The organism is Xanthomonas sp. NCPPB 2586 (assembly GCF_041475775.2).
In the GTDB taxonomy this organism is placed as follows: domain Bacteria; phylum Pseudomonadota; class Gammaproteobacteria; order Xanthomonadales; family Xanthomonadaceae; genus Xanthomonas; species Xanthomonas campestris.
Genome location: NZ_CM192981.1, coordinates 554,200 through 571,002, shown reverse-complemented (window position 1 = coordinate 571,002; position 16,803 = coordinate 554,200). Strand labels below are relative to the sequence as shown.

Genomic DNA, 16,803 nt, shown 5'->3' with positions numbered 1-16,803 from the left:
GCTAGGCTGCGCGCGTCGCGAAGGAGTCCGCATGTCCGGTCACAGTCAGTTCGCCCTGCTCAGGCAGCGCCGCTTTTTGCCGTTTTTCACCGTGCAGGCGCTGGGCGCCTTCAACGACAACGTCTACCGGCAAGCCATCATCGGGCTGCTGTTCTACCTGGGCATCGACGCGGCGCAACGCACGCTCTACACGAATCTGGCGCCGGCGCTGTTCATCCTGCCCTACTTCCTGTTCTCCGCCCTGGCCGGGCAGATCGCCGAGAAGCTGGAAAAGCAGAAACTCATCGTGATCACCACCACTATGGAGATCGCGATCATGTCGCTGGCCGCGGTGGGCTTCATCACCGAGAACATGGTGATCCTGCTGATCGCACTGTTCTGCACCGGCCTGCAATCCACGCTGTTCGGGCCGGTGAAGTATTCGATCCTGCCCTCGGTGCTGAAGCCCGAGGAACTCACCGGCGGCAATGGCCTGGTCGAGATGGGCACCTCGATCTCGATCCTGTGCGGCATGATCTTCGGCGGGCTGATCTTCCAGATCGCCGGCAGCCACGGCCCGGTGGCCGCTGCCACCGCAGTCATTGCCATTGCCGTCACCGGCAACCTGGTCGCGCGGCTGGTGCCCAAGGTCGATGCCGGCGCGCCGGAGTTGAAAATCAACTGGAACCCCATCCCCGAATCGCGCGCGATCATGCGCCTGACCCGGCGCACGCCGGCGGTGCGCAACGCGGTGCTCGGAGTGTCGTGGTTCTGGTTCATCGGCACCGTACTGACCGCGCAGCTGCCCACCTATGCGCAGCTCAATCTCGGCGGCCAGCAGGACCTGTACGTGTTCGCGCTGGCGCTGTTTTCGATCGGCACCGGCGTCGGTTCGCTGCTGTGCGAGCGGCTGTCCGGGCGCACCGTGGAAATCGGCCTGGTGCCGCTGGGCGCGTTCGGCATCAGCGCGTTCCTGCTGGATCTGTATTTCGCGCGTCCGGGTGCAGCACTGGCAAACGACCTGTCGATCGGCCAGTTCGTGCAGCAGGCCGGCAGCGTGCGGCTGATCGTGGACCTGGTCGGCATCGGTCTGTTCACTGGCCTGTTCGTGGTGCCGCTGTTCGCGCTGATCCAGAGCCGCACGCCCAAGGCCGAGCTGTCGCGCGTGATCGCCGGGCTCAACATCCAGAACTCGTTATTCATCGTCGCCGCGGCCATCATCGGTATCGCCCTGCAGCTGCCGCAGCTGGTGCTGTTCGGGGTGCGCATTCCACTGCCCGGGTTGAGCATTCCGCAGGTGTTCCTGGCGCTGGCAATCGCCAACACGCTGGTGGCGCTGTGGATCTTCACCCTGGTGCCCGAATTCCTGATGCGCTTCCTCAGCTGGGTGCTGGTGAGCGTGTTGTACCGGCTGCGTGCGCACGAGATCGATCGCCACGTGCCCGACGAAGGCGCCGCACTGCTGGTGTGCAACCACGTCAGCTACATGGACGCGCTGATCCTCTCGGCGGTGATTCCGCGCCCGGTGCGCTTTGTCATGTACTACAAGATCTTCCGCATCCCGGTGATGTGCTGGATCTTCCGCACCGCCAAGGCCATCCCGATCGCCGGCGCGCGCGAAGACCCGGCACTCATGCAACAGGCTTTCGACCGCATCGATGCGGCGCTGGCCGACGGCGAGCTGGTCTGCATCTTTCCCGAAGGCGCATTGACCAAGGACGGCGAGATCGCGCCGTTCAAATCGGGTGTGGAAAAGATTCTCGAGCGGCGCCAGGTGCCGGTGATCCCGATGGCGCTGCGCGGCATGTGGTCGAGCATGTGGAGCCGGCGCGACACCCGCCTGGGCCGCATGCGCGTGCCGCGGCGGATACGGGCGCAGATTGAAGTGGTGGCCGGCCCGGCAATTGCCGGCGATCAGGCCAGCGCCGCGTTGCTCGAACAGCAGGTACGTGCACTACGCCAGGAGCACGCCTGACGGCCAGGGCGCGTGCGTGCCCTGCACTGGCGGGCGCTGGCTTTGCGTCCGCCGCGCCCGGCGAGTAGCCTGTGCGCCATCGCACGTTTCGCGCCGCTGCCCGCAGCGCGCAGACAGCAGGTCGCAGCAAGGGGGAAGTGCCGTGTGTCCACATGTCATGCCGCAGGCGCAGGTCCTGGCCGGCGGTTGCTGCCTGTGCCAGTCACGGATGGCGCGCATGGTGCCCACGCTCGCGTTCGCTTGACTGCGGCCAGGGACGTCGCTTCGGTGCCGGCCCATTGATCACCGTGTCTTGTTTCACCGCTGGATTCATCACCACCCAAGGAGCTTCACCATGAGTGCCGTCCCACCGCCGATCCACACCCCGTCCACCGCCGCGCCCGGCCCGGTTCCCAATCACCTGATCTGGGCCATCGTGTCCACCGTGATCGGCTTCTGCCTGTGCTGCCCGGCGCTGATCACCGGCATCGTGGCGATCGTGTTCGCCAGCAAGGTCAACAACCTGCTCAACCAGGGCGACATCGACGGCGCGCGTCGTGCCTCCAACACCGCCAAGACCTGGTGCATCGTGACCTCCGTGCTTGCCGGTATCGGCCTGCTGATCAACATCGGCATGGTCGCCACCGGTGGCATGCAGGGCTACATGGACTACATGCAGCAGTTGCAGCACATGCAGTAATGGAGCTGCGTCCACGCCACTGGCTTGGACTGGGGGCGGCCACCAGCGTGGCCGCCGTCGGCGTGTCGCTGCTGTATCGCTTCGACCCGAACGCGAGCAACAGCCCGTTCCCGCCCTGCATGTTCCGCGCCGTCACCGGGTGCTACTGCCCCGGTTGCGGCATGACCCGCGCGTTGTATGCGCTGGTGCATTTCGATCTGCCCGGCGCCTTCGCCATGAACCCCGCCGCAGTGCTTGGGCTGTTCACCCTGCCCGGCCTGATCGCCTGGAAAGCCGGCTGGCGCGCCCGCTGGTTCGCCCCGGTAGTGGCGGTGATGTCGGAACCGAAGTTCTGGTTGTGGGCGCTGCCCACGTATTGGGTCGCCCGGAATCTGCCGTGGTACCCGTTTACGCTACTGGCACCGGGTTAGATGGAAAGGACAACGCAGTGACGCTTGAAGAAGAAGCAGACCGCGCGACCGTGCATCTCGCAGGAAAGATTGTTCAAACGGTCTGGCGCCACCGATCCAGCGAACTCGTTATCCAGTTACCGATGGAAGCCGGATCTTCGCTGATGTCAAAGAAGATGCGCTTGAGCTTTCGATTACTGGTTGCGGCAACGACTAACAGATCGCCTCTGATCGGATCGTTGCTCCAACAACTCTGCAAATTGAACGCGATGTTCGAATCGCATGCAGGCCTCGACAGAGAACAGCTGCGTGATCGGTTGATGCTTTATTAAGAGCGGCTAACAAAACGTAGCGAGCAGTTGTCAGGTGGGTGCGCAGTCGTTTTGATAGCTGCTCTAAGGATGGTCTGATCAACGGCGTCGGAGGATGAGCCCAACTACATCGGCCAGGCTGACGGCGCTCAGATCCTCGATTTTTTTGCCGTTTCCGGCGCGTTTGCAGGGTGTTGCCCGGGTTACAGGCACGCCGTCCCCACGACAGGCATCAACTGCTTTCGCTTCATCCACAGGTTCGATAGCGCAAACAGCGTCAGCACCTACGCGGTGTTCTTCGCCAGGCCGCGATAGCGGACCTTGGTGTAACCGAACTGGCGCTTGATCACCCGGAACGGATGCTCCACCTTCGCGCGCACGCTGGCCTTGAAGTGTTCCCAACGCTGTTCCCGAGCACGCTCCCGCTTGTTGCCGATGGCTTGAAGCACCGAACGCTTGGCAGCAATGAAAAATGCAGCCTCGCAGTCCTGCAGTTCTTCGCGCTTATCCGCACCGGTGTAGCCGCTGTCGCCAAACACGCTGTCTTCTTTGCCATGCAGCAACGTGTGCGTCACCGTGACGTCGGCGACGTTGGCGGCCGTGCAATGGACGTGGTGCACCAACCCGGAAAACTCATCCACGCCGATGTGCGCCTTCATCCCGAAATACCACTGATTGCCCTTCTTGGTCTGATGCATCTCGGGGTCGCGCGCATGGTCGGCGTTCTTGGTCGAACTGGGCGCCGCGATCAGCGTCGCATCGACGATCGTGCCCGACCGCAGGCTCTGGCCCTTGCGCGCCAGATGCGCGTTGACAGCTTCCAGCATCCGCGCGGCAAGGCCATGGGTCTCCAGCAGGCGGCGAAAGTTGAGAATCGTGGTCTCGTCGGGAATGTCGTCCAAGCCACCGAGCTGAGCAAAGCGCCGCAAGGTCGGAATCTCGTGCAACGCTTCTTCCATCGCCGGATCGCTCAACGCATACCACTGCTGCAGTAGATGAATCCGCAACATCGTCGCCAGTGCGTACGGCTGCCGACCTGGCCGGCCCGACACGGGATAGTGCGGCGCGACCAGCCCGAGCAATTGCTGCCACGGGACGACCTGCTCCATCTCGGCCAGGAAGATCTCCCGGCGCGTCTGCTTGCGCTTGCCCAGGCCCTCAGCGTCACCGAACGTCAGTTGCATGGATCACCCCTCAACATCAGGCGGGTAGTGTCGCGTATCTGTGGTGCGTTGTTCAGAGGTTCCCTAAGTCGCTACGCGCGGATTCTGCAGTGCTCACAAGTGGCAATGCACGCACCGCTTAGCGCACCCAACCGGCAATCACCAACAGCGCCAGTATTACCATCCACAACAGCAACACGCGCCACACCAGGCTCATTGCATCGCGCACTTCCGGCAGGCGGCGCCACACTGGCACCAAGCCCGAGTCCGTGTAGTCGCGCGCTTCTTCGCGCAGCTCGGCACTGACGCTGGCACGCCCCACCGCACCGAGAAAATGCGGCTCCAGCGACCAGCGATTGCCATGCGCTTCGCGCCAGGCGCGGAACACCGTGTCGAAGTTACCCACCAGCGCCATCGACACCGTCATCAACTGCGCCACCGGCCATTCCAGCGCGGCCAGCAACCAGCGCGCGCCGGCCAGGTTGCGGGGCGGCAGCAACACCGACACCGGGCTTTCCACTGCCAACGCAGTGAGCCGATACAGCACCGCGCCGAACGGCCCCAGCAGCAGGAACCACCACAGCACTGCAAACCAGCGGCGCAGGCCGTTCACCACCACCGCTTCCACCAGCGATGGCGCATCTTCATGCACGCTGCCGCCGGCCGCCTGCAGGTGCGAAATGGCCTCGCGCCGCAGCGCCGGCTCATCGGCGTCGATCACCGCTTCCACATCGCGGTCCAGATCGCGCGGGCCCCAGGTCCAGGCCAAGACCGCCACGCCGAACAGCAAGGCCAGAAATCCTTGCCACACATCGTCCAGCAGCCATTGCAGCAGGAGCACCACCGCCAGGGCCGGCAGCAAGGCCAGCAGCACGCCATAGCGGCCCTGCCACGCACCGCGCCCGGCGGCGTAGCTGTCCAGCCGGCGCAGCCACTGGGCGAACCACTCGAAACGGCGCAGCCGCACCACCTGGGCAGGCAGCACATGCCCCAGCGCGAGCGCAACGATGACGGCAACCAGGGTGGTGAACATGGGCGGGCCTCCTCAGCCGAGTCTAGCCGAGCGGGCGCAACCGGCGTGCGTGTGCCGCGCGCCGGTGCTGCACACGTAGCGCCGCGGTGCACCGCAATCGCGGGCGTTCAACAACTCACAGACCTGGTGGGCGCGCTCAGCCACGCGTGCGGTACCAGTGCTCGATCAACGCACGCGCGATCGAGATAGCCGGCGGCAGGCCAATGCCGGTATCGCCCGATTCGCCGGCCAATGCAGCGCCGATCTCCGCATGCGAAACCCAGCGCGCGTCTTCCAGCTCGCCAGTGACCTGCGGCACTTCGGTGGCTGCGGCCGTTGCCGCAAAGCCGAGCATCAAGGCACCGGGAAACGGCCACGGTTGCGCGCCCAGATACTGGCAGCCCTGGACCTGCACACGGGTTTCTTCGAACACTTCGCGCGCCACGGTCTGCTCCAGCGATTCGCCCGGCTCCACGAAGCCGGCAATCACCGAATAGCGCCGCGGCGCCCAGCTGGCTTGCCGCCCGAGCAACAGGCGTTGCCCGTCACTGACCGCAACGATGATCGCCGGGTCCACACGGGGGTAGTGTTCGGTCTGGCATTGCGTGCAATGCGCAATGAAGCCGGCACGGCGGAACGCGATCGCCCCACCGCACACGCCGCAAAAGCGGGTGCGCGATTGCCAATGCAGCATCGCCCGCCCATAGGAAAACGCGGTGGACAGCTCGGCCGGCCAGTCGGCGGCGGCCTGGCGCAGGTCCACGCGATGCGGCAGCTCCGTGGCCACCTGCTCGGCCGCCAGGGCGAACCAGCCCACCCCATCGCGCAGGCCCAGGAAGATCGCCGCGCCCGGCGCATCGGCCAGTGCGGCGCCGTCGCTGAGCAACGGCTGGCCCTGGGCATCGGCGGCGGCCGTGCCCTTGGCATCGATCAACAGCACGCGGCCCGTGGGCCATAGACGCGCAATCGCGTCGGGATCGTCACGCAACACGTCGCCACGATCGAGCGGCGCATGCGTGAAGGCAACAGCAGACAACGAAAAAAGAGGCTCTGACATCGGCGCAAGCCTGCCGACAATCGGCAACGCCCGCAACCATCGCGCCGGCCCAGCCCCGGCTAGCGCCGGGATGCGTTCAGACGCTGAAGCTGCTGCCGCAGCCGCAGGTGGTCTTGGCGTTGGGATTGCGGATCACGAACTGCGCACCGGTCAGGCTTTCGGTGTAGTCCACCTCGGCGCCCATCAGGTACTGCAGGCTCAACGGATCCACCAGCAAGGTGACGCCGTCGGTGGCCACGGCCAGGTCGTCCTCGGCGCGGTTTTCGTCAAACTCGAAGCCGTACTGGAAGCCGGAACACCCGCCACCCTGGATATACACACGCAACGCCAGCTCGGCGTTGCCCTCCTCCTGGATCAGCTCGCGCACCTTGGCGGCGGCGGCATTGGAGAAGTTCAGCGGCCGGTCGATGGACTGGTAGTCCGGCGCCGGGGCGGCAGTGGGAAGCGAAACGAGCGTACTCATGGCGTCAGCATGGGGGCCAACGGCGCCCACTTCAAGCCGGGGCGTCCTGATCCGGCGCCCGGGACTGCTGCCGCTGCGCTCAGGCGTCGGCCGCTTCGGCCTGCAGGGCCTTGACCGGCTCGGCGGCGCGGCTGGGTTCCGGGGCCGGCAAGGCAGCAGTGGCACCGGCGGCAGCGGCATGGATCAGCCGCCCGGTCAGCTGCGCACCGGCGCTCATTTCCACCACCTGGTAGTGCACATTGCCCTGCACGCGCGCATTGGCGGCCAGTTCGACCCGCTCGGCGGCATGCACGTCGCCGGTCAGCTGGCCGTTGATGATCACCACCGGTGCGCGCACTTCGCCTTCGATGCAGCCCTGCTCGGCCACGGTCAGGATGGCGCTGGCGCCGTCCTCGGCAATCACCTTGCCCAGGATGCGGCCTTCCACATACAGGCCACCGCTGAAGGTCAGGTCGCCGCGGATGACCACCTGCGGTCCGATCAAGGTATCGACCACGGTCTGCGCGCCACGGTTGGACTTGTTTCCGAACATGAGCTACTCCCCAGCGCCGTTGCCGGCGACTTTCCAATCGAATGTCTGATTGACCGGCGCCCCATCGCCGCTCAGGGAGATTTTGACACGTTGCGGGGTGAAATCCTTCGGCAGGATCACGCTGCCGTCCAACTGCTGGAAATAGCGGAACGAATACGGCTGGCCGGCCGCATCGGGCTTCTGGTGCAGCTCGTTCCAGCTCACCGTAACCAATTTGCCGGCGCGCACGCCTTCCACCGCAAAGCGCAGCTGTCCCTGGCTGATCGCGCCGCGGTTGAGGTTCTGGGTGAGCACCACGCTGTAGTTCCAGGTGCCACCGGCTTCGGCGGTGAACTGCACCGAGTGCGCATTGAGCCCCTTGCGCTGCGCGGTGGAGCCCACCAGCCGCTCGTAGAAGGCTACGTCGGCGCGCAGCGCGGCAATCTGCTCGTCGCGCTCGGCCAGCGAGGCTTGCACCTCGGTGTTGGCAGCGCGACTGATCTTGTCGGACATCGCCAGATTCACCTGCCGCTGCTGCAGTTGCTCGATCTGGCGGCGCTGCGCGGCCTGCGCACGTTGGGCCTGCTGCAGGCCGGCCTCGGCCTCGACCAGGCGCGGCGCGGCGGTGCTGCTGGCCATCCACCAGACCCCACCCAGCGAGGCCAGCCACACGATCACCAGCACCGCCCACAGCCAGGGCCGGCCGGAGCGGGGGCCGCCGGCATCGCGTGGGACGATTTGAACGCGCGCGGTAGGTCTCATGGGCGTGGGCTCCGGACGGGCCGGTCTGTGATCGGCGGCGTAGTGTGCCAGAGCATCGCCGGCCCTCACGCTGGCGCCCGGCCGGCCGTTATCCGATAGTTCCGCATCCTTTGCGTGGAGCAACGCCATGAGCGAGGCCCATCTGTTTGTCATCGGCATCCTGCTGGCCTGGCTGGCGGGCATCCGCGTCTATCTCACCGTGTTCGGGGTCGGGCTGGCCGGCCTGCTCGGCTGGATCGAACTGCCACCGGCCCTGGTGCCGGCGCAATCGTGGTGGGTGCTGGGCACTTCCGGCGCCCTGGCGGTGGCGGAGTTCTTCGCCGACAAGATCCCCGGCGTGGATTCGGGCTGGGATCTGCTGCAGACCCTGGCGCGGGTGCCGGCCGGCGCCTTCCTCGCCGCAGCCACGCTATCGCCAGACGGCGATCTGGCCACCGGCGCATTGGCGGCCGGCGCAGGCGTGGCACTGACCAGCCACACCCTCAAGGCCGGCACGCGGGCCTTGCTCAACACCTCGCCCGAGCCGGCCAGCAACTGGATCGCCTCGCTGGCCGAAGACACCCTCACCGCCGCCGCGCTCGCCCTGGCAGTGGCGCACCCGTGGCTGGCGTTGAGCGTGGCGGTGGGCAGCAGCCTGCTGGCCGCGCTGGTGGTGGTCTGGGTGTGGCGCCTGTTATGGCGTGGCGTGCACCGATTGGTGGCGCCACTGCGCGCCGCCTCGACGTCGGCTGTACGCCGCTCCCCGCTATCGTGAAGTTCATCGCATAATCATCGCGACTGCAGGGAGTATCGATGGCCGCCCGAGATCCGGTTCCTTCCACCCGTGACGACACCGCGACACGTAACCGCGCGCTGCGCGCTGAAACCCCGCCGGCCGACTATTGGCGCCGCTGGGCCGACGACGCCGCATCCGCCGACAACGCCGAGCCAGTGAGCGCCACGATCATTCCCGCACCCGCGCTTGCCGCAGTGGCCAACGTCACGCCACCGGTCCAGCAAGCCGCTGCCGGCCTGCCGCGCAGCGCAGCCTCCAGCGCACCTGCGCCGGCCGCTGCCGCGCAGCCAGCTGGCGGCAATGGTGCCGACAATGTCGCCGCCGACGCGCCCTACCGCGTGCTGATCGTCGAGGACGACCGCTCGCAGGCCTTGTTCGCCCAGAGCGTGCTGCACGGCGCCGGCATGCATGCGCAGGTCGAAATGACCGCTGCCAGCGTGCCGCAGGCGATCCAGGACTATCACCCGGACCTGATCCTGATGGATCTGCACATGCCCGAGCTCGATGGCATCCGGTTGACCACGCTGATCCGCCAGCAACCCGGCCAACAGCTGTTGCCGATCGTCTTCCTCACCGGCGACCCAGATCCGGAGCGCCAGTTCGAAGTGCTCGACAGCGGCGCGGACGATTTCCTGACCAAGCCGATCCGCCCCCGCCACCTGATCGCCGCGGTGTCCAACCGCATCCGGCGCGCGCGCCAGCAGGCGCTGCAGCAGGCCGGCGAACAGGTCAGCGTGCGCAGCAATCCGGAAACCGGGTTACCGACGCGCGGCCACGTCATGGAACTGCTCGCCGATGCACTGGCACGCAAGCAGAGCGGCGGCCTGTTTTTCATCGAAATCGCCAGCGCGCTCGGTTTGCGCGAGCGTTATGGCTACGCCGCCTACGAACGCCTGATGACCCAGGCCGGCCATCGCCTGGCCAGCGTCGCCCAGCCGTATCCGCTGGCGCGCCTCAACGACAACAGCTTCCTGCTGCTGGGCGTGGAGATGGACGAAGACGGCCTGGAAGCGTACGCGCTGGAGATTCGCCAACGCCTGTCTGCGCATGCCTTCCCGGTGCGCGAAGAAGAATCCGTGCATGTGCGCTGCGCTATCGGGGCCGCGCCGCTGGGCCTGGGCTTCGACGATACCGGCAGCGCGCTGGAAGCGGTCGAGCGCACCGCACTGCAGGCCCGCCTGCGCAGCGACGGCGTGCAGACCTATCTGGCGCCCAGCCAGGCCGAGCAACAGGAACAACTGCGCCTGGTCGAAGGCCAGCTCGAACTGGCCTACCAGCCGATCGTGGCCGTGGCCGGTGGCGATACCGCGCAATACCAGGTGCTGCTGCGGCTGCGCCAGGCCGATGGCACCTTGCTGTCGGCCGGCCAGGTCATCCCGGCCGCCGAAGCGGCCGGGCGTATCGCCGATCTCGACCAGCAGGTCATGGATCACGCGCTCGGCCTGCTGCATCTGTACCAGCACGCCAGCCCGCCGCTGCGGCTGTTCGTCTCGCAATCGCCGCGCACGCTGGCGCGCGACGCCTTCGCCGACTGGTTGCTCAAGGCCATCACCGAGCGTGGCGTGGCCGGGCAGTCGCTGATCGTGGACCTGCGCCTGGACGATGCGCTGATCCACGCCGTCACCGTGCAGCAGTTCTGTGCCCGCCTGATGCCGGCCGGCGTGCAGTTCTGCCTGAGCCAGTTCGAACCCGGCGATGAAGCCAACGCACTGCTCAGCCAGTTGCCGCTGAGCTTCGTGCGCATGGCCAACCGCTTCGCCGATGCACACGGCAACGCGGCCGTGCGCGACGAGTTGCGCGGGGTGATCGACATCGCGCACCAGCGCGGCCTGCTGATCATCGGCCAGCGCATCGAAGACCCGCAGGCTGCGGCCGCCATGTGGATGAGCGGCGTGGACTTCATCCAGGGCAACCTGGTGCAGACGGTCGGCAAGGAGCTGGACTTCGACTTCACGAACGCGGTGCTCTGAGTGGCAGCGCGGGCAGGAGGCCTTCGCGGCTGGAGCACGCTGGTCGCCTTGGCCGCACTGGTTGCAGCATCCGCTGCGGCGTTGCAGTGGCTTGGCGTCGCAGGGCCATGGCGGATCGTCACCACCGCTGCCAGCGTGCTCGCGCTGGTTTGCGGCATCTGTACCGCTGTTGCTGCTTATCGCGCCAGCCGCACGCTGAGCGCACTCACCCGCCAGCTCGACGACACCAACACCGCGCAGGCGCGCATGCAGCAGGAGTTGCAGCGCCACGGCGAACTGGAACAGGAACTGCTGCGCGCCAAGCAGGCCGCCGAAGCCGCCTCGCTGGCCAAGGGCGAATTTCTGGCCACCATGAGCCATGAGATCCGCACCCCGCTCAACGGCATCATCCCGATGCTGGAGCTGATCTCGCGTGGCCAGCTCAGCCTGGACCAACGCGACATGCTGCAGACCGCCACCGGCAGCTCGCTGCAGCTGCTGCGCATTGTCGACGACATCCTGGATTACTCCAAGCTCGAAGCGAACAAGCTCGAACTGGAAATCACCACCTTCAACCTGCGCGAGCTGCTCGACGGTGTCGCCCAGCTGATGCAGCGCACCGCCGAAGGCAAGCAACTGCGCCTGGGCCTGGACATCGAACCGTCGGTGCGCCTGCTGGTGCGCGGCGACCCGATCCGGCTACGCCAGGTGCTGGGCAACCTGATCGGCAACGCCATCAAGTTCACCGAACGCGGCAGCGTGGACATCCAGCTGCGGCGCCTGGGCGAAACCCGCGCCCAGCACCTGCTGCGCTTCCAGGTCCGCGACACCGGCATCGGCATCGCAGCGGACCAGCAGGCGCGCCTGTTCCGCTCCTTCGCCCAGGCCGACGCCTCCACCACCCGCCTGTATGGGGGCACCGGGCTGGGCCTGGCCATCTGCAAACGCATCATCGACCTGATGGGCGGCCGCATCGGCGTGGAATCGGAGCCCGGTCGCGGCGCCACGTTCTGGTTCGAGATTCCGCTGCTCAAGGTCATCGGCGACCTGCAACAGACCACCGGCGCCGACGCCGCACGCGTGATGGTGATCAGTTCCGACGCGCGCCTGTCGCAGCGGCTCAAGCGCCTGCTCGACAGCTGGGGCATCTCGCACGTGCTGATGGAAACCACCCAGGAGGCGCTGGAGCGCGTGCGCCGCCACACCGACGACGAAGGCTTCCGCTGCGTCATCGCCGACCACGAGACGCTGCGCTACAGCGCGCGCGCCGTGCATCGCGCCCTGGCACGGCCGGAAGACCTCAGCGGCTCACGGTTGATCTGGCTCTACGGCGACGAGCCGGTACCCGACGAACTGCAGGCCAACGCCACCCTGGTGCCGCGCCAGAGCCCGGACGAAACCCTGCGCGCGCTGGTACTGCCACCCGAGCCCAAGCCATCTGTGGCGCCCACGCTGGCGTCCGCGATGATCCCCGAGCCACTGCCGCCGCCAGTGGCGCATGCGCGCGACGTGCGCATCCTGTTGGTCGAAGACAACCCGGTCAACCTGCTGGTCGCGCAAAAACTGCTGGGCGTGCTCGGCTTCGAGGCCGACACCGCCACCGATGGCGAAGCCGCGCTGAGCAGCATGGAGTCCACCCGCTACGACATGGTTTTCATGGATTGCCAGATGCCGGTGCTGGATGGCTATGCCGCCACCCGCCGCTGGCGCGCCATGGAAACCGAAAGCGGTGGCCGCCCGATCCCGATCGTGGCGATGACCGCCAACGCCATGGCCGGCGACCGCGAACGCTGTCTGGCCGCGGGCATGGACGACTATCTCTCCAAGCCGGTCGCCCGCGAACAGCTCAATGCCTGCCTGCAGCGCTGGCTGCCGCGCCAGGCCCTGTTGCCAGGCCCAAGCACCGGAGCCCCCAGCGCGGATGCCGAGAGCGCTGCCAGCGCCGCACAGGCGCGCGCGCTGCCGATCCTGGAGAGCGGCGTCATCGACGAGTTGTACGAGGTGGCAGGCGCGGACACCATCCGCATCCTGCAGCTGTTCCTGGAAGACGCCCCCGGCATCATCGAAGGGCTGGAAGCGGCCGCCAGCAATCGCGACAGCATGCATCTGCGCGATCTGGCCCACACCCTGAAGTCCTCCAGCGCCAACGTCGGCGCCCAGGCGCTGGCCAACGCCGCCCGCCGCATCGAATTGGCCGCACGCACCGGCACCATCGAACGCCCCTCGGTCATGGTCGCCCTGGTCATTGCCGAATACGCCCGCGCCCGCCTGGCGCTGCTAGGCCAGGTCACCCGTTTGCAAGCCGCCAGTCGCGCTGCGGGCTGATTGGCGGGTTAGCCGTGTGGCTGAGTGGCGCGGCTCTCTCGCAAGATCGCAGCGTCGTCGTTCTTCAATCGAGCGTCGTGGTTCTCAACGAGCGCCAACCGCGTCTTCGCCGTTGCCAGGCCTTGGCACGCGCGATCGAACGCGCAAGTCAGCAACAGGTTGATAACGATGCGCCCCTGCAGCGGCCATCATCGCGCCCACGGTGCCGACGTTGAGAAGCCGCAACAGCAGGCAGGCGCGGGCAGACGCAACGCGCGCGCAAGCGCCTCACCGCAGCAGCCGCAGGACCTGCGGCCGCCCTCAGCGCGTTCAGTCGTCCAGCTTGGTCAGCAGATAATTCGGTTCGCCGATACGCGTCACCAGATCCAGCTGGGTTTCCAGCCAATCGATGTGCTCTTCTTCGGACTCCAGGATGTCCACAAACAGCTGGCGGCTCACGTAGTCCTTGACGGTCTCCGTATAGGCCACCGCTTCGCGCAGCACCACGACCGCCTCGCGCTCAAGCGCCAGATCGCAGCGGAACATCTCGGTCGGATTTTCGCCAATGCGCAACTTGCCCAGCGCCTGAAAATTGGGAAGCCCCTCGAGGAACAAGATGCGGTCCGACAGCTTGTCGGCGTGCTTCATCTCGTCGATGGATTCCTTGTACTCATGCTCGGCCAGTTCTTTCAGGCCCCAGTTCTTCAGCATCTTGGCGTGCAGAAAATACTGGTTGATCGCAGTGAGTTCGTTGTAGAGCACCTTGTTGAGGTACTCGATGACTTTGGTATCGCCCTTCATGCGATGTCTCCGAGACAGTGAGCCGGCCGCACTCTAACGCGTTGCCGCCGCGCATGAAGGAACGCGAATCGTGATCAGTTGCGGAACGCGCCGCTGGCGCGTCACTCGCTGGGCCTGCTGTCGCTGCAGCCACCAATGGCATTACCAAGCGCGATGGCCGCAGAGGATTAGACGCTGCTTGCCTCCAAGCGTGGCGCCTCACCACCTACGCCAACAACCAGACTCAGGCAGCGCTGGCGAATCCCAACACCGGCAAGGGCAATGCGCGGCTGGCATGTGCCTGGCTCAGTAAATCGCCCGCCATTTCCAGGCAGGAACCGCAGTTGGATCCACAGCCGGTGCGCATGGTCAGCTCGGCAAGGCTGGCGCAGCCGTTCTCGGCCGCTTCGCGGATCTGGTGGTCGGTGACCCCATTACAGATGCAGACGTACACGGTATCGGTCGGGTGCTGGCGGTCCGGAGGAGACCGGGACTGATTGCACCGCAAACGAGAATAGGTGTCAATTCCAAACGTTAATCATTATTAATCCGCACGGGCAAAACCCCGCCGCGCTTACGTGGGCGCTTACGCGGCCGGTCGTGGCCGGCTGCGCTGCTGCCCGGCAACCAGGCTTCCAGCGCACGCTGCGGCATCACGCCCACCGCTGCTGGCCCGGCCACGGTCTGGGCGAGCGGCGCGAGATGACGCAATGCGCGTGCATACACGCCGCGCTTGAACATCACCACATGCTCCACCGGATACCAGAAATCCACCCAGCGCCAGTGATCGAACTCCGGGCTGTCGGTATGGTCGAGCTTGAGGTGCGATTCCTGGCCGGTGAACTGCAGCAGGAACCAGACCTGCTTCTGGCCGATGCACACCTGGCGTTCGTTGCGACGCACCGCCCGGCTGGGTAGGCGATAGCGTAGCCAACCAGGGGTGGCGCCGAGCAATTCCACATGCTCGGGCAACAACCCGGTTTCTTCGCGCAACTCGCGGTACATGGCTTCCACCGGAGTCTCATCGGTATTCATGCCGCCTTGCGGGAACTGCCAGCCATCCCTGCGCACACGTCGTGCCCAGAACACCTGACCATCCTCACGCATCAGCACAATGCCGACGTTTGGCCGGAAACCGTCCGGATCGATCACGATGCGGACTCCTGAAAATCTACTGTCACCGACTCTGCCACGGCGACGCCCGGCTCACAAGCTGAAAACGAAATGCTTGACAACATCTCCGCCCATCGTAAAATTGGCGGTTCCCTAGGCTATGTAGCTCAGCCGGTTAGAGCACAGCACTCATAATGCTGGGGTCGGTGGTTCGAGTCCACCCATAGCCACCAAGGTGTTCAGGCCCTCACAGGCGTGCGATACTCTTGGACCAACACGTTTTATATTGCCCCGTCGCCAAGCGGTAAGGCACCTGACTCTGACTCAGGCATTCGGTGGTTCGAATCCATCCGGGGCAGCCAAACACGAGAGGTCCGATCTAACGATCGGGCCTTTTTTGTTGCGCGCCATCTCGTCGTTGCACGTAAACGATAGCGTGCTGGCCTGGAGCGACACCTGCCCTCACCGAGATCGCCTCGCGCGGCAGGCCTGCGTTGCAAGTGTTTACACGCGCGAAAGCACGGCCAGAGCAAGCACCTTGCAGGAGCGCGCTCGCGCGCGATGAAGCTTTCCCAGTAAAACCCCATCGCGCTCAAGCGCGCTCCTACCGAAGCAAGCGGGTACGGCTGCCACAACACAAGCAATCAGAAAACCCGCAGCACACCGCCGGAGCATCCGCCTATTGCGCGCGCGGCGACCGTGCGGGAACGCGCTCCACCACGTTACAGCTGCTACTCGCGGAAGTGCGGGCCAAGCAAGCATTTGTAGGAGCGCGCTAGCGCGCGACGAAGCTTTCCAGGTAACGCCCATCGCAAACATCGCACCCACGCGCGCTCCACAGCGGCGACCTCGTCAAGATTTCCGCAACACCGGCAACCAGAAAGAACCGTTATCCCAGAGCGGCACGCTTCGCCACATGCGATTTGTGACTTGCCTGCATCAGTCTCAAAACGGCGCCGGTGCCGCTACCCCCCAGTCGAACAGAAGGCAAGCCGCAGACAGGTCCAAATGGGCATGACGGAGGCAACCAACGCTCCATCGTTAGGCCAAACCAGCACCACACCGCACGATACAACCGCCACGAGCCATCAGAACAAGAAATGACGTGCCCAAAACGACAAAAGCCCCAGCATTGCCGGGGCTTTTGAAGCATCCCGGCGAACCGGGACGCAGCAAACGCGATGGATCAGCGCTTGGAGAACTGGGTCGCGCGACGCGCCTTGTGCAGACCGACCTTCTTACGCTCGACTTCACGGGCGTCACGGGTCATGAAGCCAGCCTTGCGCAGCTCGGACTTCAGGGTTTCGTCGTACTCGACCAGAGCACGGGCGATGCCCAGACGGATCGCACCGGCCTGGCCGGTGGTGCCGCCGCCGGAGGCGGTGACCAGGATGTCGAAGCTCTCGGTGTTCTTGGTGAGTTCCAGCGGCTGACGCACGATCATGCGCGCAGTCTCACGGCCAAAGAACTCGTCCAGCGGACGGTTGTTGACGGTGATGTTGCCGGTACCCTTGCGCAGGAACACGCGAGCGGTGGAGGACTTGCGGCGGCCAGTGCCGTAGTTTTGCGTGATAGCCATGA

At 65.8% G+C, this 16,803-nt stretch carries 16 protein-coding genes, 2 tRNA genes and 1 pseudogene; 9 read left to right on the top strand and 10 right to left on the bottom strand.

Annotation, left to right across the window (positions count from 1 at the left end):
• Nucleotides 1–31 precede the first annotated feature (31 nt).
• The 4 genes from ACCQ09_RS02490 (at nt 32) to ACCQ09_RS02475 (ending at nt 3,354) form a co-directional block, all read left to right on the top strand.
• Complete coding sequence (locus ACCQ09_RS02490; RefSeq protein ID WP_040940506.1) at nt 32–1,954, top strand: MFS transporter; 1,923 nt, start codon at nt 32–34, stop codon at nt 1,952–1,954.
• A 334-nt stretch (nt 1,955–2,288) separates the two neighbouring features.
• On the top strand, nt 2,289–2,633 hold the full coding sequence (locus ACCQ09_RS02485) for a CD225/dispanin family protein (RefSeq protein WP_011035741.1): 345 nt from the start codon (nt 2,289–2,291) through the stop codon (nt 2,631–2,633).
• Nucleotides 2,633–3,043: a DUF2752 domain-containing protein gene (locus ACCQ09_RS02480; protein ID WP_014509199.1), complete on the top strand. Its 411-nt coding sequence runs from the start codon at nt 2,633–2,635 to the stop codon at nt 3,041–3,043. Before ACCQ09_RS02485 ends, ACCQ09_RS02480 begins: the two co-directional genes overlap by 1 nt.
• A 17-nt stretch (nt 3,044–3,060) precedes the next feature.
• The gene (locus ACCQ09_RS02475; RefSeq protein WP_162866333.1) at nt 3,061–3,354 is read left to right on the top strand and encodes a hypothetical protein; all 294 of its coding nucleotides are present in this window, start codon (nt 3,061–3,063) and stop codon (nt 3,352–3,354) included.
• Between the two features lie 182 nt (nt 3,355–3,536).
• On the opposite strand, the pseudogene ACCQ09_RS02470 reads toward ACCQ09_RS02475, so the two are convergent.
• The 6 genes and pseudogenes from ACCQ09_RS02470 to ACCQ09_RS02445 all read right to left on the bottom strand — a co-directional run bounded on the left by ACCQ09_RS02470 (nt 3,537) and on the right by ACCQ09_RS02445 (nt 8,301).
• Nucleotides 3,537–4,517, bottom strand: a pseudogene (locus ACCQ09_RS02470) (IS5 family transposase).
• A gap of 118 nt (nt 4,518–4,635) precedes the next feature.
• Complete coding sequence (locus ACCQ09_RS02465; RefSeq protein WP_228428420.1) at nt 4,636–5,529, bottom strand: hypothetical protein; 894 nt, start codon at nt 5,527–5,529, stop codon at nt 4,636–4,638.
• Between the two features lie 136 nt (nt 5,530–5,665).
• Nucleotides 5,666–6,565, bottom strand: a complete 900-nt coding sequence (nudC, locus tag ACCQ09_RS02460) for an NAD(+) diphosphatase (protein WP_012437203.1) — start codon at nt 6,563–6,565, stop codon at nt 5,666–5,668.
• A 76-nt stretch (nt 6,566–6,641) separates the two neighbouring features.
• Nucleotides 6,642–7,028: an iron-sulfur cluster insertion protein ErpA gene (erpA, locus tag ACCQ09_RS02455; protein ID WP_011035737.1), complete on the bottom strand. Its 387-nt coding sequence runs from the start codon at nt 7,026–7,028 to the stop codon at nt 6,642–6,644.
• A 79-nt stretch (nt 7,029–7,107) separates the two neighbouring features.
• A complete protein-coding gene (locus ACCQ09_RS02450) occupies nt 7,108–7,560 on the bottom strand; it encodes a bactofilin family protein (protein WP_011035736.1) in 453 nt (150 codons plus the stop codon).
• A 3-nt stretch (nt 7,561–7,563) separates the two neighbouring features.
• Entirely contained in the window at nt 7,564–8,301 is a 738-nt protein-coding gene (locus ACCQ09_RS02445; protein ID WP_116903824.1) for a DUF6776 family protein, read from the bottom strand.
• A 127-nt stretch (nt 8,302–8,428) separates the two neighbouring features.
• Here ACCQ09_RS02445 and ACCQ09_RS02440 point away from each other — a divergent pair, with 127 nt between their 5' ends.
• From ACCQ09_RS02440 to ACCQ09_RS02430, 3 genes are read left to right on the top strand one after another with little or no spacing between them, the layout of a single operon-like run.
• On the top strand, nt 8,429–9,055 hold the full coding sequence (locus ACCQ09_RS02440; protein WP_011035734.1) for a DUF4126 domain-containing protein: 627 nt from the start codon (nt 8,429–8,431) through the stop codon (nt 9,053–9,055).
• Nucleotides 9,056–9,093: 38 nt separating this feature from the next.
• Entirely contained in the window at nt 9,094–11,046 is a 1,953-nt protein-coding gene (locus ACCQ09_RS02435) for an EAL domain-containing protein (RefSeq protein WP_227971987.1), read from the top strand.
• 39 nt (nt 11,047–11,085) lie between these two features.
• Nucleotides 11,086–13,350, top strand: a complete 2,265-nt coding sequence (locus ACCQ09_RS02430) for an ATP-binding protein (RefSeq protein WP_170873878.1) — start codon at nt 11,086–11,088, stop codon at nt 13,348–13,350.
• Nucleotides 13,351–13,659: 309 nt separating this feature from the next.
• Here the strand turns inward: ACCQ09_RS02430 and bfr are convergent, their stop codons facing one another.
• The 3 genes from bfr to ACCQ09_RS02415 all read right to left on the bottom strand — a co-directional run bounded on the left by bfr (nt 13,660) and on the right by ACCQ09_RS02415 (nt 15,261).
• Nucleotides 13,660–14,130, bottom strand: a complete 471-nt coding sequence (bfr, locus tag ACCQ09_RS02425) for a bacterioferritin (protein ID WP_040940500.1) — start codon at nt 14,128–14,130, stop codon at nt 13,660–13,662.
• 223 nt (nt 14,131–14,353) lie between these two features.
• Entirely contained in the window at nt 14,354–14,563 is a 210-nt protein-coding gene (locus tag ACCQ09_RS02420; protein ID WP_040940499.1) for a (2Fe-2S)-binding protein, read from the bottom strand.
• Between the two features lie 80 nt (nt 14,564–14,643).
• Entirely contained in the window at nt 14,644–15,261 is a 618-nt protein-coding gene (locus ACCQ09_RS02415) for an RNA pyrophosphohydrolase (RefSeq protein WP_011035729.1), read from the bottom strand.
• A 117-nt stretch (nt 15,262–15,378) separates the two neighbouring features.
• On the opposite strand from ACCQ09_RS02415, the gene ACCQ09_RS02410 reads away from it, so the two are divergent.
• Both ACCQ09_RS02410 and ACCQ09_RS02405 read left to right on the top strand, forming a co-directional pair.
• A tRNA-Met gene (locus ACCQ09_RS02410) sits at nt 15,379–15,455 on the top strand.
• A gap of 54 nt (nt 15,456–15,509) precedes the next feature.
• A tRNA-Gln gene (locus ACCQ09_RS02405) sits at nt 15,510–15,584 on the top strand.
• Nucleotides 15,585–16,408: 824 nt separating this feature from the next.
• On the opposite strand, the gene rpsI is transcribed toward ACCQ09_RS02405, so the two are convergent.
• Nucleotides 16,409–16,801, bottom strand: coding sequence for a 30S ribosomal protein S9 (gene rpsI / locus ACCQ09_RS02400; RefSeq protein WP_011035728.1), 393 nt, complete (start codon nt 16,799–16,801; stop codon nt 16,409–16,411).
• Nucleotides 16,802–16,803: the final 2 nt, after the last annotated feature.